The organism is Arthrobacter sp. GAS37, from assembly GCF_044908325.1.
Classification (GTDB): Bacteria; Actinomycetota; Actinomycetes; order Actinomycetales; family Micrococcaceae; genus Arthrobacter; species Arthrobacter ramosus.
Map to the genome: position 1 here is coordinate 25,737 of NZ_JBIYDB010000032.1, position 21,705 is coordinate 47,441.

General features: G+C 62.2%; 22 protein-coding genes. 8 read left to right on the forward strand and 14 right to left on the reverse strand.

The genetic code is table 11. The features are described from left to right. Positions 1 to 7: 7 nt before the first annotated feature. Genes ABH924_RS19305 through ABH924_RS19340 form a run of 8 tightly spaced genes read right to left on the reverse strand, consistent with a single transcriptional unit; the run spans position 8 to position 7,924 of the window. Positions 8 to 586, reverse strand: coding sequence for a MaoC family dehydratase (locus ABH924_RS19305; protein ID WP_404501430.1), 579 nt, complete (start codon positions 584 to 586; stop codon positions 8 to 10). Beyond that, on the reverse strand, positions 583 to 1,569 hold the full coding sequence (locus ABH924_RS19310) for a polysaccharide deacetylase family protein (protein WP_404501432.1): 987 nt from the start codon (positions 1,567 to 1,569) through the stop codon (positions 583 to 585). The genes ABH924_RS19305 and ABH924_RS19310 overlap by 4 nt, the downstream gene beginning before the upstream one ends. Positions 1,570 to 1,603: 34 nt before the next feature. Beyond that, the gene (locus ABH924_RS19315) at positions 1,604 to 2,380 is read right to left on the reverse strand and encodes an SDR family NAD(P)-dependent oxidoreductase (RefSeq protein WP_404501434.1); all 777 of its coding nucleotides are present in this window, start codon (positions 2,378 to 2,380) and stop codon (positions 1,604 to 1,606) included. Between the two features lie 25 nt (positions 2,381 to 2,405). Then, positions 2,406 to 3,653, reverse strand: coding sequence for a CaiB/BaiF CoA transferase family protein (locus tag ABH924_RS19320; RefSeq protein ID WP_404501436.1), 1,248 nt, complete (start codon positions 3,651 to 3,653; stop codon positions 2,406 to 2,408). Further along, positions 3,650 to 4,933, reverse strand: coding sequence for a methylaspartate ammonia-lyase (locus ABH924_RS19325; protein WP_404501438.1), 1,284 nt, complete (start codon positions 4,931 to 4,933; stop codon positions 3,650 to 3,652). The genes ABH924_RS19320 and ABH924_RS19325 overlap by 4 nt, the downstream gene beginning before the upstream one ends. Further along, positions 4,930 to 5,679 carry an SDR family NAD(P)-dependent oxidoreductase gene (locus tag ABH924_RS19330; protein ID WP_404501440.1) on the reverse strand — a complete coding sequence of 250 codons (750 nt, stop codon included), beginning with the start codon at positions 5,677 to 5,679 and terminating at the stop codon, positions 4,930 to 4,932. Before ABH924_RS19330 ends, ABH924_RS19325 begins: the two co-directional genes overlap by 4 nt. Then, a complete protein-coding gene (locus ABH924_RS19335) occupies positions 5,676 to 6,374 on the reverse strand; it encodes a cysteine hydrolase family protein (RefSeq protein WP_404501442.1) in 699 nt (232 codons plus the stop codon). The genes ABH924_RS19330 and ABH924_RS19335 overlap by 4 nt, the downstream gene beginning before the upstream one ends. A gap of 2 nt (positions 6,375 to 6,376) precedes the next feature. Next, positions 6,377 to 7,924: an APC family permease gene (locus ABH924_RS19340; RefSeq protein ID WP_404501444.1), complete on the reverse strand. Its 1,548-nt coding sequence runs from the start codon at positions 7,922 to 7,924 to the stop codon at positions 6,377 to 6,379. A 275-nt stretch (positions 7,925 to 8,199) separates the two neighbouring features. On the opposite strand from ABH924_RS19340, the gene ABH924_RS19345 reads away from it, so the two are divergent. Further along, positions 8,200 to 8,835 carry a GntR family transcriptional regulator gene (locus tag ABH924_RS19345; RefSeq protein WP_404501446.1) on the forward strand — a complete coding sequence of 212 codons (636 nt, stop codon included), beginning with the start codon at positions 8,200 to 8,202 and terminating at the stop codon, positions 8,833 to 8,835. 66 nt (positions 8,836 to 8,901) lie between these two features. Continuing rightward, on the forward strand, positions 8,902 to 9,087 hold the full coding sequence (locus ABH924_RS19350) for a hypothetical protein (RefSeq protein WP_404501448.1): 186 nt from the start codon (positions 8,902 to 8,904) through the stop codon (positions 9,085 to 9,087). A gap of 208 nt (positions 9,088 to 9,295) precedes the next feature. Here the strand turns inward: ABH924_RS19350 and ABH924_RS19355 are convergent, their stop codons facing one another. After that, entirely contained in the window at positions 9,296 to 9,931 is a 636-nt protein-coding gene (locus ABH924_RS19355) for a transcriptional regulator (RefSeq protein WP_404501450.1), read from the reverse strand. A 23-nt stretch (positions 9,932 to 9,954) separates the two neighbouring features. Continuing rightward, positions 9,955 to 11,064 carry a pyridoxal-phosphate dependent enzyme gene (locus ABH924_RS19360; protein WP_404501452.1) on the reverse strand — a complete coding sequence of 370 codons (1,110 nt, stop codon included), beginning with the start codon at positions 11,062 to 11,064 and terminating at the stop codon, positions 9,955 to 9,957. A 253-nt stretch (positions 11,065 to 11,317) separates the two neighbouring features. Between ABH924_RS19360 and ABH924_RS19365 the strand changes: the two genes are divergently transcribed. The 4 genes from ABH924_RS19365 to ABH924_RS19380 all read left to right on the forward strand — a co-directional run bounded on the left by ABH924_RS19365 (position 11,318) and on the right by ABH924_RS19380 (position 14,780). Continuing rightward, entirely contained in the window at positions 11,318 to 12,487 is a 1,170-nt protein-coding gene (locus tag ABH924_RS19365; RefSeq protein ID WP_404501454.1) for an alanine racemase, read from the forward strand. Continuing rightward, positions 12,481 to 13,419, forward strand: coding sequence for an ornithine cyclodeaminase family protein (locus tag ABH924_RS19370; RefSeq protein ID WP_404501456.1), 939 nt, complete (start codon positions 12,481 to 12,483; stop codon positions 13,417 to 13,419). The genes ABH924_RS19365 and ABH924_RS19370 overlap by 7 nt, the downstream gene beginning before the upstream one ends. Then, on the forward strand, positions 13,416 to 14,390 hold the full coding sequence (locus ABH924_RS19375; protein ID WP_404501458.1) for an asparaginase domain-containing protein: 975 nt from the start codon (positions 13,416 to 13,418) through the stop codon (positions 14,388 to 14,390). Before ABH924_RS19370 ends, ABH924_RS19375 begins: the two co-directional genes overlap by 4 nt. Before the next feature lie 168 nt (positions 14,391 to 14,558). Further along, positions 14,559 to 14,780, forward strand: coding sequence for a hypothetical protein (locus ABH924_RS19380; protein ID WP_404501460.1), 222 nt, complete (start codon positions 14,559 to 14,561; stop codon positions 14,778 to 14,780). 1,371 nt (positions 14,781 to 16,151) lie between these two features. On the opposite strand, the gene ABH924_RS19385 is transcribed toward ABH924_RS19380, so the two are convergent. The 3 genes from ABH924_RS19385 to ABH924_RS19395 form a co-directional block, all read right to left on the reverse strand. After that, positions 16,152 to 16,367 carry a hypothetical protein gene (locus ABH924_RS19385; RefSeq protein WP_404501462.1) on the reverse strand — a complete coding sequence of 72 codons (216 nt, stop codon included), beginning with the start codon at positions 16,365 to 16,367 and terminating at the stop codon, positions 16,152 to 16,154. Positions 16,368 to 16,861: 494 nt separating this feature from the next. Beyond that, positions 16,862 to 17,038, reverse strand: coding sequence for a hypothetical protein (locus tag ABH924_RS19390; RefSeq protein WP_404501464.1), 177 nt, complete (start codon positions 17,036 to 17,038; stop codon positions 16,862 to 16,864). Further along, positions 17,022 to 17,501, reverse strand: a complete 480-nt coding sequence (locus ABH924_RS19395; RefSeq protein WP_404501466.1) for an HD domain-containing protein — start codon at positions 17,499 to 17,501, stop codon at positions 17,022 to 17,024. Before ABH924_RS19395 ends, ABH924_RS19390 begins: the two co-directional genes overlap by 17 nt. A gap of 126 nt (positions 17,502 to 17,627) precedes the next feature. On the opposite strand from ABH924_RS19395, the gene ABH924_RS19400 reads away from it, so the two are divergent. Continuing rightward, positions 17,628 to 18,620, forward strand: a complete 993-nt coding sequence (locus ABH924_RS19400; RefSeq protein ID WP_404501468.1) for a GlxA family transcriptional regulator — start codon at positions 17,628 to 17,630, stop codon at positions 18,618 to 18,620. A gap of 669 nt (positions 18,621 to 19,289) precedes the next feature. Here the strand turns inward: ABH924_RS19400 and ABH924_RS19405 are convergent. Beyond that, complete coding sequence (locus ABH924_RS19405; RefSeq protein ID WP_404501470.1) at positions 19,290 to 20,381, reverse strand: tartrate dehydrogenase; 1,092 nt, start codon at positions 20,379 to 20,381, stop codon at positions 19,290 to 19,292. Positions 20,382 to 20,534: 153 nt separating this feature from the next. Here ABH924_RS19405 and ABH924_RS19410 point away from each other — a divergent pair, with 153 nt between their 5' ends. Continuing rightward, the gene (locus ABH924_RS19410; RefSeq protein ID WP_404501472.1) at positions 20,535 to 21,437 is read left to right on the forward strand and encodes a LysR family transcriptional regulator; all 903 of its coding nucleotides are present in this window, start codon (positions 20,535 to 20,537) and stop codon (positions 21,435 to 21,437) included. The last annotated feature ends 268 nt before the right edge of the window (positions 21,438 to 21,705 follow it).

Sequence of the window (21,705 nt, forward strand, 5' to 3'; positions counted from 1 at the left end):
GTTCCTGTCATTGTGAAGCAGCCGCGTCCGGCAGGCTCGCCTCGTCCGGCTGGGCATAGGCTGTGACGGGCATGTGTCCCTTCCGGTACACCATGAAGGTGCGCCGGTAGCTGATAACGATGACTCCGTCCTGGTTGAATCCTTCGCTTGCGACTGTGACCAGTCCCACGTTGGGGCGTGTAGCCGACCCGCGCACGGCGAGTACCTTGGACCGGGAGTAGATGGTGTCTCCTTCGAATACCGGGGCTGGCATCCTCACCTCGTCCCAGCCCACGTTCGCAAACACGTTCATGGACAGATCGATGGTGGACTGGCCGGTGACCAGGGCCAGAGTAAATGTCGAGTTGACGAGGGGTCGCCCGTATTCGGTGTTTCGGGCGAAATTGCGGTCAACGTGGGTCTTGGCCACGTTTTGTGTCATGAGCGTGAACGTCTGGTTGTCGGCCTCGGTTACCGTCTTACCGAACGGATGGTAGTACAAGTCTCCGACGGTGAAATCCTCGAACAGGCGTCCTGTCCAACCGGAAGCGACCCGCGATGCCTGCGGATAGCCCCGGCGTGTCGACGGCTCTGATTTGTCGGTCATTCTTTTTCCTTCCCGTGGGCCGCGGGCACGGCCGCCGCCAACGGCACGGGCGGGACCTGATCGGCAAATGTTTTTGCGATGTCAATGCGCCGCATGAAGGCGACGTCATCGAAGCCCTGGGCATACTCGATGAACCGGGCAAGGGCGTCGGCACGGGCAGGATTGCCGCTGATGCGCGGGTGCAGGCCGATGGACATCATGCGTCCGATGTCGTCGCCGTCGTTGCGCAACCTGTCCAGGGTCGCCTTGGCTGTCTCAAAGAACTGTTCGGGGCTCCCAAAACCGGTGCCCATGATGTATCGGGCGTCGTTGACGACGAGCGAGTACGGGACCACCAGATGGTTGCGTCCGTTGACGGAGGTCCAGTACGGCAGATCCTCGTTGTAGGTGTCGGAGTCGTAGAAGAAGCCGCCTTCCTCCGCGACGAGATCGCGCGTATTGACGCTCATCTCGCGGCAGTACCAGCCCTCCGGCCGGGTGCCGGTTGTTTTCTCGATGGACGCTATCGCGAGTTTGATCGCCTCGTGTTCGTCATCGCGGGACATCTCGTAGTGGTTGCTCCAGCGGTACCCGTGCCCTGCCGCCTCGTCGCCTCGCAGCGCCAACTTGGTGGCAACGTCGGGGTTTCGTTCGAGTGCCACTGCCGCGGCGAAAAACGTGACGGGTACATCTGCGGCATCGAAGATGCGGAACAGACGCCAGATCCCGGCCCGGGATCCGTATTCGTACATGGATTCCACCGCAAGGTCGCGTTGATCGTCGACGGCGAAGGGCAGTTCATACATGCCGTCGTTGACGCCGTCGCCCATGGCGTAGGTTTTTTCCGACCCTTCCTCGTAGTTGACAACGATCTGCACCGCGACCTTCGCGTCGTTGTGCCATCTCACGCGCGGAGGGTGTTCGCCATACCCAACCAAGTCGCGCGGGGGCCCGGGAATGTTGTCGACGTCGGTTCGGCGGAAGAACTGGGGGTTGCTGGTCATGGGTTGATTCTCCAATTCTGGAAGGGATGATGCTTCAGTCCAGCCCGGCCAGGCTGCGGGCGCCGTCGACGACAAGAAGCTGGCCGTTGACGTAAGAAGCCTCGGCACTGGCCAGGAACTGGTAGACGTATGCGATGTCCTCGGGGATACCGACGCGACCGGCGGGGATCTTGGCAACGACTGCGTCGACACCGTCGGGGCCGAGCGAGTGGACGGGGTCAAGTGCCTGGGGCGTCCTGATCACACCGGGGGCAACCGCGTTGGCGGTGACGCCTTCCGCAGCGAACTCCACCGCGAGAGATTTCACGAGACCTACAAGTCCGCCTTTCGCGGCTGCGTAGTGGGAGTGCTGGGGCCAAGCGGATACGGTTCCGGCGACGGAGGATGTGGCGATGAGCCTGCCGAAGCCGGCTCTGCGCATGTGTGGAAGCGCAGCCCGGAAGCAGCGCCATGCCCCGTTGAGGTCGACGTCGACGACTTGGGTCCATGCTTCGTCGTCGAGGTCTTCCAGCTCCACTTTTCGGGCGATCCCTGCGTTCGCGACCGCGATGTGGAGTCCGCCCAGCTCGTTGGCTGCCCGGGCGGCCAGTGCGTCGACTTCGGAGGTTTTGGTGACGTCAACAGCCTCTACGATTACCCGGGCCCCGGCCTTTTCAGCTGCCTCCCGGACGGGTTCGATATCGTGCCCGTCCTGCGGGTACCACGCCAGTGCGAGGTCTGCCCCTGCCTCTGCGTAGATGCGTGCCGTCGCTGCGCCGATACCCGACGCTGCCCCTGTGATGAGCGCTACCTTGCCTGTGAGATCGAACATTTTGGCCTCCTGATTCGTGAATCGATTAGTTGGTCGAGAGCTTTTGTCTCGGTGAAGGATCTGCGGCTTCGGCTGCAGGTGGACCGAACGCTCCGTGCTCGAGCAGCGAGCTCAGTCTCTCCGGTGTATAGCCCAGAAGGTCGCTCATGACGTGGGCAGCGTCTTCGTTCCGCCGGGGCGCTCGTCGGTGTTCCTTGGGCTCATCTCCGACCCGGACGGCGCTTGCTACCTGGACGACCGTTCCGAACCGGGGGTGCTCAGTCCTAACGAGCATGTTCCGTGCGTCGGTGTGGGGGTCGGCCAAGGCCTCGGCAACGGTGTTCACCGGCCCGCATGGCACATTGGCTGCACGCAATTCCGTCAGCCAGGCCTCGGATGTCCTGGTGAGGAAGGCCTCCTCCAGGACCGGGACAAGCACGGTTGAGTTTTCACGACGTGCGGCAAAGCTTCCAAACCGCGGGTCCTCGGCCAGCTCCGGTCGTTCAAGGACTCGGACGAGACGTCTCCAGAATTTCTCCTTGGGGCACGCGACTACGAGCCATCCGTCCGCTGAGCGGAACGCCTGGAAGGGGATTAGCGAAGGATGTGCGGAGTGGTGCGTCCTTTCTGGAACGAAGTCGCTGTTCAGAGCCCAGGCTGCGGGATAGGTGAGCATGGAGATGGCAGTGTCGAAAAGGCTCAAGTCGCAGTCCGTGCCTGTGCCGTCGCGTTTCGCTGCGTGCAGGGCTGCCAGCATGGAGATGGCCGCGACGAGGCCGCCGGAGAAGTCCACGACCGATAACCCTGATTTGGTGGGGGGTCCGTCGGGTTCGCCGGTGAGATCCATCCATCCGGCAATGCCCTGAAGCACGTAGTCATAGCCGGGCTCAGCACTTCGCGGACCGGTCATGCCGAAGCCGGTCAGTGAGCAGCAGACGATAGCGGGGTTGAGGTGTTTGAGGTCGTCGTAGCGGATACCCAGCTTGGCTGGTACGTCCCCGCGAAGATTGGAGTAGACGACGTCGCTGACCTTGACCAGGTCCTCGAACACCGCACGGCCCGCCGCGGTGGTGATGTCCAGGCTGATGCTGCGCTTATTGCGGTTGAACGTCTCGAAAAAGAGGCTGTCCTCACCGTGTTGCATGGGGACGACGTACCTACCGACGTCGCCTCCGGCCGAGGGGTCTTCGATCTTGATGACTTCGGCGCCGAGGTCGGCAAGCTGCACGCTGCCGAAGGGTCCGGCTCCGTATTGTTCGAGTGAAATGATGCGCACATCTTCCAGCGGCTTCATCGCACACCGTCCCCGGCGCCGCTGAGGGCTCGTCCGGATGCCGCGCGGCTCCGGGCTAGGGCCGCGGTGCGTGCCATCTCGTTGCCGACGATCATCAGTCCCTCGTCGACCCCCATGCCGGGCTTGGCGAGCACCTGGTCGGCGCCGCATGCCATGGCGATATGGGCGCTGACGCGGGCGGAGATGTCGGTCTCGTTGCAGGTTCCACCGCAATAGGCTGCCAGTCCGTGGCGCCGTACGTAGAGCAGCGCCTCGATGGTGTTGTTGATTCCCCCGAGGTCGGGCGTTTTGACGTGGATGACGTCCGCGGCACCTGCGGAGACAAAAGCCTCGATGTCCTCCCGGGTGTTGCACCATTCGTCCACGACCAGGTCGACGGGGATGCCTCGTGCGGCGAGCATGCGCCGCAGCTCGGTGTAGACATTCACCTGGCCATCGCGGCTTCCGGCGTCGATGGGGTGTTCGATGCGGAGTTTGAAGGGCGAGGCCTGGACGGCGAGTTCATCGAGGTAGCGGGCGATGCGGTCCAGGTCCTGATCGAACTCGATGCCGATCGTCCCGTAGGTGTCGAGGTGCAGCCGGGGGGCATATTCAGGCCGTGCACGGGTGGTCAGGATTCGCTCACGCAGCCAGCGGACGTAGTTTTTCAGCAGGCCCCCGCCTGCACCCAGTTTGGTGTCCACCTGGTTGATGAGCCCGTGGGGCAGGACGTCGACCTCTTTTAGGATCATCTTGTCGACGTTGGTGTAGCGGTCATCGCCTGTCTGGGCGTAGAGGGGAACGGGGAGCAAGGGAACATCGGTGTCATATTCGTGCTGCACGACCTCGGCCATGGTCAGGCCCGCCGCGAGGGCGGCAGCGTGGAGCAGCGCCTGGGTCACGCCGTACCGGACGGCCGCGGCGAGTGGCTGGCCATCGGCCCGTAGGCTGTCGGTTTCCTCGGCCAGCTCGCGAAACCCGGTGACGGGACGGCCGATGAGGGTGGGGGCGATGTGTTGCCGGATCTGGGCGAGTGCTTCGTCAACACCGAAAACTGGTGCCCGGCCGCCTGCGCCGGCATATTGCACCTCCGCGCAATCCCCGAGGGCGACCTGGCCGTCGGAGAGGATCAGCATGACGGAAACGGCTGTCCCGGGCTCGCGGATAGCGCTGAAGCCGGGAGTGAGCGGGCGGCCTTCGTAGAGGAACCCGTCGTGAGTTGCATCGGCACGGATGGCTGCCTGGTCATCCCGGTAAAAACCCGTGCGCACCGGCACGCAGAGGACGTCGATGATTTTCACAGCATCACGTCCCCGCCGTTGGGCCCCAGTGTTTGGCCGACGTAGTAGGACCCGTCCGCCGACGCGAGGAGCACCGCGGTGGGCGTGACCTCGTCGACCGTTCCGAAACGGCCGATCGGCAATTCGGCCAGTTTGCCGCTGCGCCATTCGTCCGTTTCGCTCTCCAGGAGCGGTGTTTCTATGGGCCCGGGCGCTATGGCGTTGACGAGCACTCCCCGGTTGGAGACTTCCCGGGCAAGAGATTTTGTCAATCCGATGATGCCGGCCTTGCTCGCGGCGTAATGGGCGACTGCGCCGCCTCCGATTTGGCCCAGCTGGGACGCGATGTTGATGATGCGGCCCTCACCCCGGGCGAGCATCTGGTTTATCAGCGCCCGGGTGCACAGGAATGTACCGCGGAGATTCGTGTTGACGACGCGATCCCAGTCCTCGACGGTCATGCTTTCAAGCCGCGACTCGGTGAAGATGCCGGCGTTGTTGACGAGGATGTCGACCCGGCCGAAGCGGTCAAGTGCCTGCTCGGCCAGCTCCTTCACGCTGGCCTCGTCACTGACGTCGGTGCGCACGAACAGGGCTTCCCCTCCGTACGCGGCGACCTCCGTCATAGCCTCGGCTGCCTTCGCCTCGTCGACGAGGTCAGCCACGACGATCTTGGCTCCTTCGCGGGCAAACGCAATGGCGATGCCTTTCCCGATGCCGGATGCGGCACCGGTCACGACGGCGACCTGGTTTTCTAGCTTTCTCAACTGCGCTCCTCTATCTCGGACATCTGAAGTTTTTCCCATGCCTGGCCGATATCACTGCCGGCTGCGACGTCAAAGCGGTGGCGCATCAGGAGCATTGACGCGTCGTGCTGCTCCTGATCGTCACTGCCGACACAGTCCTCGGCCACCACGACGTAGTAGCCGCTGAACATCGCGTCACGTGCGGTGGACTCAACACACCCCTCCGTCGTGCAGCCCCCGACGACCACGGTGTCGATGCCGTTGCTGCGCAGAAGTAGGTCCAGATTCGTTCCCCAGAAGCCGCTCGAGCGGTACTTGCGTACCACGAGCTCTTCCGGTTCCGGGCGGAACTCCGGGACAAAGTCGTGACCAGGCGTGCCCGGCACGGTGTACTGGAGGGCCGGCGCCTCCCCGCGTGCCGTATCGTGCATCCGCAGGTTGAAGCGGATCTGAGCGGGAGAGTCGCTCATCCTTCGGGGCAGGGCGGTGTTCTGGATGTGCACGACCAGAACGCCGTGATGCCGTGCCGCGGCCAGCAGGTCTGCAAGGCAAGGCCTGGTGCCGGCGTACATCGACAGATCGATCCCAAGTTCCCCGAACACGCCGTCCGGTTCGATGAAGTCTCTCTGCATGTCCACCAACAGCAGTGCCGTGTGGGCGGGGTCGACAAGTTCGGTAAGTTCGGTGAAGACTGCTTTTCCATCTACGTTGATCATCGTTAGTCCCTGCTGACTTCGGGGTGGCGCTGGAATTCTTCCTCGATCGTCGGATGCTGCACCGAGGAGGCCCGTGCGATGAGCAGGCTCTCGTGTTGTTCGTCCAGCGGCAGATCGTCTTCGGCTACGAAGGCACCAATGGCAGCGATTTTCTCCGGGGACTTGGCCCGGTAGTAGAGGTAGAGGGCGGTGCCGAGCGCGATCCATACGAGCACGACGATCGGGACCAGGTTGTACGGGTAGGCCTGCGTGGGATCGCTGACTGAGTAGAGCGGGTAGGCCAGGGCAAGGACACCGAGCGCGGGGACGATGATGTGCTTGACCAGGCTGCGGTCAGCCCTTCGCCAAAAGTAGCGGATGAGGGCGATGTTGCTCAGGATGTAGACGATGACGATGGCGACGGTTCCGATTGCTCCGGTGAAACCGTAGGAACCTGTCGGGCCGGGGCCGAGCCAGAGTCCGACGCCGATCCCGACGACGACGGTGAAGACGGTCTGCACGAAAATGGCGCGGTGCGGCGAGAACCAGCGGGCGTGGATGCGCCCTAGGGAGGATGGGAGGACTTTGTCCCGGCCCATGGAGAAGATCACCCGGACAGTCGTGTTGTGAATGGCCAGAAGACAGCTGAAGATGCCGGCGATGGCGGAAATTTCGATCGGTTGCAGGAGCCACGGGGCGATGTTCTGGCCAAGCGTGATAAATGGGTTAGCATCCTGCAGAAACGCTGTCAGCTGCTGGGGATCGTTGAGCCGGTACCCCGCCGTAAGGGAATACATCATCAACACGTAGAACACGCCCACGATGCCCAGGGCGCCGATCACAGCCAGTGGGATGCTGCGTTTCGGATTACGGGTTTCTTCCCCCAAGGTGGCGGCCGCATCGAAGCCGACGAAGGACAACAACCCGAACACCACGCCGAGGCCGACTCCGCTGAAACCTGTTGGCGAGGAAGAGATCAAGAAGACCTCGCCGGTGTTGCCCGAACCGGCGGTGGAAATCGCCAGCACGCCCAGGACTAGGAAAATGACCACTTCAATAACAAGCAGAGTCAGGTCCAGGCTGACGGAGGCCTTGATGCTTCGCAATGACAAGCCGACAACGATGGCCATCCCGGCCAGGCTGAACAGCCACCACTGGATGTCGGCATTGAAGGTCGCCAGAACATAGTCATGGACAAATGCACCTAAGGCGGAGAACAAGCCCGGTGCGAGCGTGGCGTAGCCGATCCAGAACAGCCATCCGGTGAAGAAGCCCGCACCGGAGCCCAGGCCCTTCGAATTGAAGGTGTAAAAGGATCCTGCCGAGGGCAGGAGACGGGAAAACTGGACCACTGTATTCCCGACGAGTGCGGCGGCGATGAACGCAATCAGGAATGAGAGCGGCAGGGCCGCTCCGGCAGCAGCGGCCGCAGCGGGTGCGTTCAGAACCACTGCCAGGACTGGGGCCATCGCAGCAGCGGACAGCGCGATCGCATTGGGAATGGTCAGAACGCCACGTTCGAGGGCAGGGGCCTTGGGACCGGAGGGTGTGGCTGGCGTTTCATCGGACACGATCGAAACTCCTTCGTTGGGATCAGTGAGGGGAGCCGGACGGCGCACTTCAGATGGTGACTTGGCTCTGAACATGATTGCTCATATCTCATAGAAATATCAAGAGATTTATTAAAAAAATATCAGTGATATTTCACAAGTGCCGGTATCGTCGTACCATTGAACGAGGCCGCCGTGAGATGGTGGGACCAACGACGGCGATGAACTGGTCGCGTCGCTGAGGCCACTTATTTCGTGTCCGGCGATAGGGACGTTGCTGATGAAAGAAGGCTGTATTGGGTACTGAGAGGGCAAGTGACATCGCCTACGGCGAGCTTCAGACGAGGATTCTCGACCTTCGCCTCGCCCCCGGTGAGTTCATGAACGAGCAGGCCCTGGCCGCGGACCTTGGACTTGGGCGCATGCCCGTGCGCGAAGCTCTCGCCCGCCTGGCAAAGGATCGGTTTGTCTCTATCATGCCCAGACACGGGATCGTCGTCACTCCGCTGACCCTTGACGGGGTTCTTGACATGTTCGAAGCCCGGGAGGCCATCGAATGCGGTGTGGCCTACATCGCTGCCCTTCGCGCGACGCAGGAGGATCTGTCCATTGTGAAACGCCTCGCAGACACCGTGGACCAATCACGCGTGTCATCGGATCCGGAGCAATTCCTCAAAGACGACCATGCCCTGCACACTTTTTTGGTCCACATGATCAGGAACCCTCTTCTCCAGGACGCCGCCGACCGCCTCCTGCTGCACAGCTTGCGCTTCTGGCGGTTGTATTGGAAAAACAGGGTGCCCCGGACAGACGCGATGCTCTCCCACGCAGACCTTCTGGTTGCACTGGAGAACAGGGACCCGGAGGCAGCGGAAAAGGCAATGCGAAATCACCTCCAACAATCCCGCCAACTTGTCCAGCTTTTGTTTTAACCTTGATCCACCAATGCAGATCGTGTCCTCCACCAGTCTTTTCCGGCGTTGGCGCGGAACGCCGGCTTGCGCGAACTGGCTGATGCGTGGCTGTCGATGCTCATCGACACGAGCGCAAACGCCGGAATGAAGCGTGTGTTCAACGCCGGCCGGCTACCCACCCTCCTGGGCTCATTCCTGTGTTCTTCCACGTTCGGGCACGACACGTTGGCCATGCTGGGGTGGGGCCGCACCGTGGATGCCGCCGGCTGAGAGGGTTAGTGGCTGGTGGAGGCCGTGAGTGCTACCGCTTCGACTTCAACTGCTGCCCCGTAGTGGAGGTCCTTGACGCCTGCGACGGCGCGGGCGGGATGGTGGTCTCCTAACGCTCGCGTGGCTGTAGTGGCCCAGAGGGGGCGGCCAGGTCCGGGGCGTTGATCAGTTGCAGGGCGTTACCGGCTTCAGCCTGTTCCACGGCTGCTCATTTCAGGTAGTTGTAGACGGTTGCTCTGGACACCCCGATCGCCTCACTGACGGTGGGGATGGATTTTTTGATGTTCATGTATCCCTCGTCCCGGAGTTTTCGGGTCAAGACGCGGCCGGATTCCGGATCGAGGCTGAGCGGAGTCATGCCTTTCTCGGCCGCGTACTTTGTGATGTAGTCGCGGATTTCTTCCAGGCTCTTTTGTCGCAGGTTCTCTTCCAGCGGGCCCGTTTGCTCATCGATGCGCGTCAGGGCAGCCAGCTGGTGGGCGAGGGTGCTGAGCATGGAAATATCCACGTTCAGGCACAGCGCGGCGATGTAGTTGCCGTTGCTGTCTTTGATCCCTATGGAAGTGCTCTTGGCTGCCCGCCCATCGGGGAAGCTGTTGGAGTAGTTCTGCAGGACTGCAGGAAAAGCCGGGTCCTGGATCCGGGCCAGGCCAAGCTCCGTTGCCGATTGGCCCTGGGTGCGACCGGATAGATTGTTCTCGATTGTCCGCACAGTGTGTAGCGGGTCCCGAAGATCATGAAGCACCACTTCGCAAAGGCCCGGGAACGTCCGTCCGAGTGCCACGGTGATCTTATCCAGCTCGGCCAGGAGGTGCTCGGTTTCGGGGCTCTCCGGGGTGTGCATCTAGCTTCTCCAACTCAGTAATTTCATGCGGCTTTGAGCGCTGATCCGGTCAGGACCATGACGGTTGTCTCTCCGGCGGCCATGAGGCCCCGCGCTGTAAAGCCCGGAACGGCGGCTGCCGCCATGGCGCTCGTTGGTTCAGCATAAAGCCCCTTCCATGCCAATTCCTGTGTTGCCCGCCGGATCTGCTCTTCCGTCACCGTCTCGAACGCCCCGGCGGATTCCGCGACGGCTGCCAGGACCTCAGGTCCGCGTACCGGCCGGGCGATGGATGCTCCTTCGGCCAGACTCTGCTGCCAGTCACCCTCGATGGGTTCAGCGGATCCATGCGCAAAAGCCCGGGCCAGCGGGCTGCAGTTCTCGGGTTGAACGGCAAGGATCCGGGGCATGCGTTTGATCTGGCCCGCCCGGAGCAGTTCGCCGAATCCGATCGAGCATCCCAGCACGAGACTACCGGCACCCGACGGAACAATAACGTTTTCCGGGGCCCGGAATCCCAGGTCTTCCCAGATTTCGTAGGCGATGAGCTTTGTGCCCTGCAGAAAGAAAGGGTGCCAGTTGTGGCTGGAGTAGAAGATGTCTTCCGACTGCGCGATGGCCGCTTCGGCCGTGGCCTGCCGTGTCCCCGGTATCAGTTCGATCTCGGCTCCGTGACGGCGGGACTGGACGATCTTGGCCTCCGAAGCGCTTGACGGTACGAGGACCTTCGCTGCCATGCCGGCCGCAGCGGCGTACGCGGCGACCGAGGACCCGCCGTTGCCGGAGCTGTCTTCAAGGACGCGGCGGATTCCCTGGTCTCTCAGTGCAGAGAGCATCACCGTCGTGCCGCGGTCCTTGAAACTGGCCGTGGGGTTGAACCATTCCGGTTTGACGTAGACGTCCGCGCCGCCGATGTTTGCTTCAAGGAGCGGCGTGCAGCCCTCACCGAGCGAAACGTGGTGCGTAATCCGATACGGCAAGGCCGCCCGGTACCGCCACTGGGAGCGTTCCCCGGTATCGACATCGTCGCGGTCGATTCCGGCCAGCGCGGAGACCATGAGCGGGGATCCGTCATCGCCCCTCCACCGCGGCTTATCAATCGGATACCTTCCGCCGCTCCTGTCGTACAGGAAGGGTTCTGCTGGCCCGGTCATTAGTCCTCTTTCGAACGTGTTACGTTTCGTCTAAGTATAGACTAAACGTCAATAATGTTCTGAGGGCGTCCTCCGGTTTGGCTCAATCGGACAATCGCGGGACCGGCAGGACGGAAACTGGATCCAAATCCCTTTTACAAAATGTCTAAATATGTACAATACGTAGGGGTTACGGCATCGCCCGTGCCCCGTCTGCCCAGAGGTCGGCTGCCTCCCAAGCATCCGCTTCTAACCATCTCTTTAAGGACCACCATTGACCGCCTTGGCCCCCGGGAACGATCGTGCAGCCCTGACCCTGCACGATCCAGAGACCCCATTCCTTGCTCTGGACCGCGCGAAGGTCCGCCGGAATATTACCCGGCTGCGCGAGCGCCTCGAGCCGTTTCCGGTGAGTCTCCGCCCGCACGCCAAAACAGCAAAGTCACCTGAAGTTGCGCGAATGTTCTGGGACGGGGGCACTGGTCCCTTGGCTGTTTCGACACTCGCCGAGGCAGAGGCATTCGCCGATGACGGGTTCACCGACATCCTCTACGCCGTCGGTATCGCCCCGAGCAAGCTCGACCGCGTCCTGGAACTGCGGCGCCGCGGTGTGGATCTCATCGTGCTCCTGGACAGCGCAGAGCAGGCCGAAGCCGTCGCGGCAGCATCCCGCGCGGCCGGCATCGCCATTCCCGCCCTGATTGAGATCGACTGCGACGGTCACCGTGGCGGCATCCTTCCGGATGACCCTCGTGCGCTCTCCATCGCTGCGATCCTGGACGGCGGCGGGGCGGAGCTGCGCGGCGTCCTTGCCCATGCCGGGGAGTCTTATTTCTGCTACACCGAGGAGGAGCTAGTCGCGGCAGCTGAAAATGAGAGACGCGCCGCCGTCGATGCGGCCGAAAGGCTGCGGCAGGCAGGGCACGTGGCGCCAGTGGTCAGTATCGGGTCAACGCCCACGGCCCTCACCGTTCGCGACTTGACGGGCGTGACGGAAGTCCGTGCCGGGAACTATGTATTCTTCGATCTGGTGATGGCCGGAATTGGCGTGTGCAGCGTCGATGACCTGGCGCTTTCTGTTATCGCCACCGTCATCGGGCACCGCCCCGAACACGGATGGACCCTGATCGACGGCGGCTGGACGGCTACCTCCCGCGATCGTGGAACCGCCGAGCAGTCCGTGGATCAGGGGTACGGTCTGGTCGCTGACCTTTCCGGTTCCCTTTACCCGGATCTCATCATGGGCGGCGCCAGCCAAGAACACGGCGTCCTGTCCGTGCGCGAAGGCAGCGGCGCATCACTGCCGGACCTGCCGCTGGGAACCCGCGTACGGATCCTTCCCAACCACGCCTGCGCGATGGGCACTCAGCATGACCGCTACCAGGTCCACGACGGCCAGTCCCCGACGATCGCCGCCGTGTGGCAGCGGACCCGGGGATGGTGAAGACTCTGATGCGGTTCATCTCCGAGGAGCGATCCTCCTCCCTCATCTCCCACTCGCTCGCCTTCGACGCCGCCCGGGAAGCGCTCATTGCCGCCAGCCAGCCGGCGTCGGCATCATTTCCCACGGTCATCGGCCACGGCTCTGCCGCCAGCGACCGGTTCACGGTCAAGTCTGGGGCTACAAGTGATCTCGCCGGCATCAAAATCGGCTCGTACTGGCCCGGTAACGGCCAAAAGAACCTTCCACGACACAGCTCTCTCATCCTGCTCTTCGACCAGGAAATCGGTCGTATCGGTGCGGTCATCGAAGGCGGCGGTGTTAACGCCTACCGGACTGCGGCCGCGGATGCCGTCGCCGCAGACGCTCTGGCCCGCCCTGATGCCTCAAGCCTTACCGTCTTTGGCACCGGCCACCAAGCGATCTACGAATGTGCGGCCGTCAGCCGCGTCAGGCCCATCGACACCATCAGCATCGTCGGGCGAACCCCCGAGCGCGTCCAGTCATTCATCGGAGCTCTCTCCGAACACGGCCTCACCGCCCAGCCGGCCATTGCGCAGCGCGCATGCGAGGACGCCGACATCATCATCACCGCCACCACAGCCCGGGCCCCGCTGTTTGAAGCCAGCTGGGTCCAGCCCGGCACCCACATCGCAACAATGGGGTCCGATGCACAGGGCAAACAGGAACTTCCGCCCGAACTCTTCAGCCGCGGTAGCCTCTTCTGTGACCTCCCCGAACAATCCCGCGTCATCGGAGAGTTCCAGCACCTCCCCGACCAGCATGCGGCCACAACGGCTATCGGCAGCGTCCTCACCGGAGATTCCGCCGGACGCACAAACAAGGACCAGATCACCATTTTCGACAGTTCAGGCATCGCCCTTCAAGACCTCTACATTGCCATCGCACTTCTTCAGGAAGAATCGTCACAGTGAAGGCACCGAAGCTTGGAATCATCGCCACCGGAGGCACTTTCAGCGGGTTGCGCACAGACCGGGGATATGCCCCCTCTCCGGTTGCCGACCGCTTAGTCGGCCTGCTGGCTGAATCCAGCCGCGATTTGGACATAAGCGTTCATGAGTTTGACCCCCCGATTGACAGCGCAGACGCCACACCCGAGACCTGGCAGCGACTCATCGATGCGGTAGACCAGATCGAGTCCGGGCCCATCCTCGTCATTCACGGGACCGACACGATGGCCTACTCTGCCGCGGCCTTGGCCTTCACACGACCCCGGCGGCGGATTGTGTTCACCGGGGCACAACGCCCGATCTCCTACCCAGGTTCGGACGGGACCGCGAACCTGACCGAGGCTGTTGCGGCTGCCACCGACGGCACGAGCTCGGGAACGTCAATCGCCTTCGGCGGCCGTGTGATACCAGCAACTCGGGCAGTCAAGGATTCAACTCTCGTCGGATCCGGCTACAGATACGCCCTCGGGGCTTCAAAGAATGGAGAACACGACGAAAAACGTCCCCGGCTGACGTTTACGCGGTTCACGTCCGAGGAAATACCCGTTCTTAGGGTATATCCCGGCATCACCGCCGAGACGGCCGGCGCGATCCTCGACCGCGCACGTCACGCCGCAGTCCTTGACTGCTATGGCACCGGAAATGTACCAGCCAGCTCGCCGGGACTCTTGGATGTCATAGCGCGGGGAACCGCCCGCGGTCTAACAATTGTGGCCGTCAGCCAGTCCATCGACGGCGGGGTGGAGCTCAATGCCACGCCACACGGCACGAACCTGGCCGAGGCGGGCGTAACGGACGGTGGAAATCTAACTTTGGAAGCAGCGCATGTCAAGCTTCACTTCCTGCTCGGATGCGGCCTCACAACATCCCAGATCAGTCAATTGATCCCCGTGGACATCGCAGGGGAGCTCGGAAGGAATCCCGAGGCGCCCTGAACTGGCAAGGACGTCCGGGCGACGGCGCCCAAGTTCACACATAGCGGGCTCGTGGCAGACCAGCAGACCCAAGCGACGAACCCGCTCAGCCTCGCCGTTTGACACTGCTGCCGGTCCGAACACTTCCTCCTGGCCGGGAAAACTGACCCGCCGTGAGAGTAAGGATTTATGACCATTCAAGCAACACCCGATCGTCACGTCGTAGTTGTTCATTCACGAATGGAATTGGATGCCGCCTTGGACAGGGTGGTGGATCTCTTGAAGCCCGTAGCCATGACCGAACGAGTCGGCATCTCGGTAGGGCGGCTCGCCCCTGGCCGGTACGAGGCTCGGCTGAACGGTGGACTTCCCGGGCACGACAAGGGAAAGCTGGGGCGCGTCCTCCGATGATCGAAGATAGCGCCGGGGTCTCCGGCGAGTCGACCGTCAACGTGGTGCTGGGCGCGTGCCCCACGGCCGGCCAAGCTACGTGCTGGTTGCCGAAGCCAGTTGCCAACCTCGCGTCGGGACGAAACGGGTCGAAAGACTCCCTCACAAGATGTGAAGTCGAGGCCTACCTGTCACTTGCGCCAGGGCACCGAATCACTGTTCTGGATCACGAAACCGGTGAAGTCTGGCGCGGGTGGGTTGACGTGCCTTTTCCGCAACACGGGTTTGTCTGGGTGTTCACGGATTTAGGTGAGCGGAAACTGCTCGATATTGGTCTGCACACCGTCTGGCGGTCGGATGCGCGTCAAGGAGCGGCCGCCGTCTTGACGCCGAATGGCACATCCAGTCAATGAACGGTTGCCCGCGCGGCCGGTTCCTACCCATCAGCCAGCCGATACCCGGGCATAATGGGTCGTCACGCTCTCGGCCACCGTGGGACGGTGGCGACGTTAGCTAGTGGCGGGAGGATGGTGGTTCCATATCGATGTAGGAGCCTGGCCGGGAAGAGCAGGTGCAGGTGGCGGACCGTGTCTCCACGCGTATGGTCAGCGACTCGGTACTTTCCAATTGTATTTCCACTGGTTCTTGGCCCGTGGCTAAAACCGTGAGGGTCTTTTCCGTGCTGGGGGATTGGGTCATTGTCTCTATCCTTCTTGAGGCCGTGCGGCCGGTTTCTTTGGTATTCGTGGCGGGTGTCCGTGCTTCGAGGTGTTCGTAGGCGTCGGTGGAAAGCGCGGGTGTTTTCGCTTTCTGTGGCTGGTTCCCCGAGGCACCGGACTCCCGCCGCCAGAGCGGTTGAACTCGTGTCGGTGACTGAAGATCCATCAGACCCGACGTCCGCGGCAGCGCTGCCTTACTGCCGGGGCTCAGTTACAGCCGCCGGGTCAGGCTCAATTGCCCACGCGACTTGGTGTAGAACGCTCGCCAGCCAACCCTGCAGGCGAGGCAGCCTTCTGTGTGCGTGCCCGGCGCGTCGTTCCACGACAACAGGCGCATCCGGCAACGCACTCGTGCCCTCGTGCTTCATTGTGCTGATGGCGCATGCGGCCATCATCAGCGAATAATCCATGATCCTCTTTCAATCATCTAACGTGCATTGAACTCGTGCGCCACATTGCGCTGTAACCTCCTGGGCAAGAGCCACAGGCGGGCGACTGATTTGCGTCTGCCCGCTGCGCAAGATGCGGTATTGCCCGCACCGGTCATCGGCGGGAAGGAAACCGCTCTCGTGCGAACCATCCGAACGACGCCATGCACTTTGAGCGGCCATGTCGGCAGGGAAAATTCCTGAAGGCAATGCGGCCACGGCCGAAGCGAAGACGCATCGTTGATTCACCAATCCTGATGCTCGAGGGTCAGTCCGAAGGGCACGGCATCGCTGAGGGCCACGGTGAAGGAATCGTAGTCGTGTCTCGTGACGAGAATTCCCTGGCGTCCTTCGCGCATTGCCCTGGTCCTGGCGACGGCCACGGCTTCGTCGAGCTGGCGTTCCATGCCGGCACGGTCAGTCGCGGTGATTGCCATGGTTAGGCCAAGGGCGGATCTCATCGTTTTTCCTTCTCATCTTTCTCGATTGCTGGCCCCGGCATGTGACTGTGTGAGCCAGACAACATCGAGAACTGACCTCAGTTTCGCTCCAGATGCGGTGTGGCTGGCTACTACCTTGCCGGGTGGACTATCCGGGACAGGGGTTGGCCACCCGGGTGGGCGGTGGACTGGTGTCGGTGACGGTCGAAAACTGAGCCATTGTGACGGCCTTGGCGTCCAGTGGTTGCAACACCTAAGTCATTGGGAGTTGCAATTGCGCCGTAGCGTGGCGCTGGGGGTTGACCGATTGCCAAGGCGAACGAAGCAAGAACGGGATCTCGCGCGCCGTCGTTCGCACGTTCACCGAAATCCGCCTTGCCGGCACGAGCAGAATCCGGGAGATCGCCTCGAAATGGCCGCGGCCCGGCTGCCGGGTGAAGCGTTTGGCGTCAAATCGCGGAGGCCGAAAGCACGGCGGAACCGGGCCCGCCTCCGAGCGCAGCGGGTGCCCGGGTTCAGTCGGACCAGGCCGAGTTGCGAATGACGTCGACGAAGTCGGTGCGCTCGAAACCGGGCATCAAGTGCGACAGGACGTCGGCATTTACGTTGCCGAAGGTGGTCTCCGGGCGGTTTGCATTGCCCGCTGCGAAGGCTTCAAGGATTTGGCGCTTGAAATCAGGCCGCGGATGCACGTGAGTGACGGCGTGCACGGCGTCGGGGGGCGAGGTCGCGGTACCCGATTCCCAGGACATCCGTTTCAACGCCCGCGGTGACGAGGGCGATCTCCGGAGACATGAATTCGGGAACCCCGGGTGTCGTGTGCAAAGCGATAGCCGTCCACACCGTGGTCGCGTCAGTGTCTGAATAGCCGTGGGCGTTCAAGAAGGCGCGCGCCGCGTTGGCGCTGTCCACCTCGAACCGCTGGACGGTCGTGCCGTAGCTTTCGGTCAGTCCCAGATCATGGAAAAGTGCGCCCACATAGAGAAGTTCAAGATCTGGTTCCAGCCCGAGACGCTGACCCTGAAGAGCACCGAAGAGAAAGACCCGGCGGGAGTGGTGGAACAACAAGTCGCTTTCGGCTTCCCTGACGAGGGCTGTTGCATCCCTGACAAGTGCGGTATCCGGGATCTTGATACCGGCGATGGTTTCCAACATGGTGTCCTCCGTGGCGTTTGACGAGCGGGTACTTTCCGTTCTGATTCGAGTCTGGTTCAGCTACGCTGGAGAGCACCATGTCAATCTGGACGTGCTTCCCCCAATATCGGACATAGGAGCAGGCACATGCCTACGACACAACGCACCATAGGATTCTTCGTCTACGACGGCGTTCAGCTTCTGGATGTCTGCGGACCCCTTGAAATCTTTGGGGAGGCCGCCAAGCGTGGGGCGCCCTACAGGATGCGGATGTTCTCGCCCACGGGCGCTGACGTCATCTCCTCTGCCGGCGTGCGGCTCTGCGTCGATTCAGCGGCTTCGGACGCCCCGCCACTGGACACGGTCGTCATCGCCGGCTCGGAGAAGCTGGTCGCGGACCACCGATCCATGGTGGATCTGGCATCGGCGATCCAGCCCCTGGCCGCGGGCGCACGCCGGGTTGCATCCGTCTGTACCGGTGCTTTCCTGCTCGCTGCCCTTGGCATGTTGGATGGCCAACGCGCGACGACGCATTGGCGCCATGCCGCACAGCTCCAGTCCCGCTTCCCGGCGGTGGCGGTGGAACCCGATGCGATATTCGTAAAAAGCGGCCATATCTTTACCAGTGCGGGCGTCTCTGCGGGACTGGACCTCGCCCTGGCCCTGGTCGAAGAGGACCACGGCCCGGACCTGGCCCGGGACATTGCCCGCGAACTTGTAGTGTTTATGCAGCGCCCCGGCGGCCAATCCCAGTTTTCCGTCCGCACCGGCGTCCCCGCCGCACGGACTCCCGTCATCCGCACGATCCTGGACCGGATCATCCTGGAACCCGCCGCAGATCACCGCGCCGATGCTCTGGCCCGGCAGGCCCACATGAGCGAACGCCACGTTCGACGCCTGTTCAACTCGGAGTTGGGGATGACACCCGGCAATTACGTGGAACAGGTACGCCTGGAGCGGGCCCGAGCCCTTCTTGAGGCAGGATCATCGGTAACCAGCGCGGCCGCCAGGAGCGGACTGGGCAGCGACGAAACCCTCCGCCGGGTGTTCGCCGGAACCTACGGAACGACGCCTTCCGAATACCGCCAGCGCTTTGCCACAACGGTACGGGCAGTCCGAAGCGGTAGTCGCAGCTCCTAAGGCGCGTCTCATCAGTCGATAGTGAGCTCAAGTGGTCCTTGCAACCCCCGTTTTGAAGAGAGGCGATGCGTCAGCGGGCCAGGAAGCAATTGGTCGATAAGCAGGCCGCAATCCTGGAACCCATGGAGAAAGGTTCCACGCTGAGAGCAGCCTGTGAAGCTGTCAGTGCCAACTGACAATACCGCCTCACCTCAGGACTTCCCGATCCTCGGCCAGGGTTGAATGTTTACTGATCCTGCCAGCCCCCGCCACGCCCGGCGCAACAGCCTAAGCTTGAATCCGCCGGTCAGCTGATTCATCGCCTATTCTGCACCAACCCCTATTTGATGCAGGGGATGGCGCCGCCTTGGAGGGCCCTGTGGAGTCGGCGTAGGTGTTGCTTGCGGGTGTGGGCGGGGTGGCTGGGGTGAGGAGTTCTTTGCCGGTAGCCAGTATTGGTGTGATGTCTACGGTGTTGATGGAGGCGCCTTCAGGGGACGCGCCGAAGCCGGTTATGGGCAGGGTGGTGAAGGATATGTTGCCCCGGTCAGGGATGTCGCCTGTTGGGCCAGTTGTTCAAACCACCACCCAAGATCTATTTTGGAGACACACCACTAGTTGGTCGGTGCCCCGTTCTGCCGGGGCGGAGCCAACCGCGCGGGCGGTGAGTGTGAGCCGCTGGCCTGGCCGTCAGCGGGAGGCGGCTACAGTGCGGATTTCGTCCGCGATGGTCTTCCCCAGGAGTTCGGTGCTGCCGCTGCCGCCCAGATCAGGCGTAAGGGAATGGTTTCCCCTTGCCAGGATGTTCTCGAAGGCTTGCACTACTGCGGCAGCCGCGGCATCTTCGCCAAGGTGCTGCAGCATCATTGATGCGCTCCAGATCTGGCCGATGGGGTTGGCGATGCCCTTTCCGGCGATGTCCGGGGCTGATCCGTGGACCGGTTCGAAGAGGCTCGGGAACCGGCGTTCGGGGTTGATGTTGCCGCTGGGTGCGATGCCTATCGTTCCCGTGCATGCCGGTCCCAGATCGGACAGAATATCTCCGAAAAGGTTGCTGGCCACGACCACGTCGAACCTCTCGGGATGCAGTACGAAGTTCGCCGTCAGTATGTCGATGTGGTAGCTGTCGGTCCTTACGTCGCTGAAGTTTTGCGCCATCGCTTCGACCCGCTCGTCCCAGTACGGCATGGTTATCGAGATGCCGTTGCTCTTTGTTGCCGACGTCAGGTGCTTCTTCGGGCGGCTGTCGGCGAGACTGAACGCGTACTTTAGGATGCGGTCCACGCCGGTCCTGGTCATGACCGTCTCCTGGAGGACCGTTTCCCTGTCGGTCCCTTCGAACATCCTGCCTCCGATGCTGGAGTATTCACCCTCGGTGTTCTCCCGGACCACGTAGAAGTCAATCTCCCCTGGAACCCGGTTCGCCAGAGGGCTCTTGACGCCGGCCAGCAGTTTCACGGGCCGCAGGTTGACGTACTGATCGAAGTGGCGCCGGAACTGCAGAACGCTTCCCCACAGCGATATGTGGTCCGGGACGGTTTCCGGGGAGCCAACAGCGCCGAAGAAGATGGCATCGAAGCCGCTAAGCTGATCGAACCAGTTGTCGGGAAGCATCTTTCCGTGCTTGAGGTAGTAATCGCCGTTGGCATAGTCAAAGACGGTGGTCTGCAGCTTGAAATCAAAGGCCTCTGCCGCGGCTTCCAGTGCCCGGACCCCCTCGGGTACAACCTCCTGCCCGATTCCGTCACCGGCAATCACTGCGATTCTGTGCGTCTGTGTCATGGTGAGACTTTCTTGTTGGGGCACAGGTGCAGGGCCTGTTAGCACCGAGTGGTGCGTTGTGCTTTCTGTCACACCAGTGTATGGATGAAGAAGCGCAGGAGTTAGAGGTATTCCAGCAACACATTGTTTCTCTCAGAGAAAGAAGTAACGGCAGTGGATTTGAACAGCGTGGATGACCTGGAGTTCTTTGAACAGATCTCCCGATCGAGAAGCCTGACGGACGCCGCCAGAAGCTGGGGAAAGTCACTCCCTTCGGTTAGTAAACGGCTGACCCAGCTGGAGTCCCGGCTCGGCGTGCAGCTCGTCCGAAGGAGCACCCGGAAGCTGACCCTCACACCCGAAGGGGAGCAATACGCTGCCGGGGCGTTGTCGATCCTTCAGCAGAAAACGGACCTCGAGGAAGGGGTGGCACAAAAATATGGCGAGCTCCAGGGCCGGATTGCCGTGCACTCGACCATTGGCCTGGGCCGGATCCACATCGCCCCCTTGCTCGGTGAGTTCGTACGGAAACATCCCCGGGTTTCCGTTGACCTGGAGCTTTCGGCACTTCCCCTCAACATTGCCGGGACGAGCTTTGACATTGGCATCCGTGTCGGCAGTCTGGAGGACTCGAGACTCAAGTCCAAGCGCCTTGTGGAAAGCCGCCGGATAGTGTGCGCAGCCCCGCACTACCTCAACAGCATCGGCCGCCCGAGCACAGTCGCCGAACTTGAACAGCACAACTGCATCATCCTCCGACAAGACAGCAGCGACTACGCGTTATGGCGATTCGGATCGGAGGGCCGGGAACAACGCGTGCGGGTGAACGGCAACATGATCAGCGACGACGGAGAAGTAGTCACCGGATGGTGCCTTCAGGGCCTTGGACTCATCATGCGCTCCAGCTGGCACGTAAACCCCATGCTGCGACAGGGGCTGCTGCAGCAGGTCCTGAAAGACGTGCCGACGCCGGCAGCGGACATTCATGCCGTATACCCCGCCGCCGTACACACCCCGCGCCGCGTCAGCGAAGCCATCGAATTCCTCAGGCTGGGTCTCACGGAACGACTGGCGTAATCCCGACTGCTGTCGAGGTCTGCCATCGGTGATGAGCGGATACGATGCTCCGGCAGATGCGTCTTTCCGCCGGCGAAGTGTGGGCTGCCTGCATGCTCGCTCGGAATCGTGAAAAGAGGCCCCCTGCCCGGAAATTCAACGAATCCGGGCAGGAGGCCCACGTAACTTCAGCTTAGCCTCGATTTTTCATCGGTTGTCTGAACGGTCGTCTGGGTCCTGATTTTTGCTGGGTGGGTGCGTCCGGCTGATCGGGGGCGTGCTGGAGGGC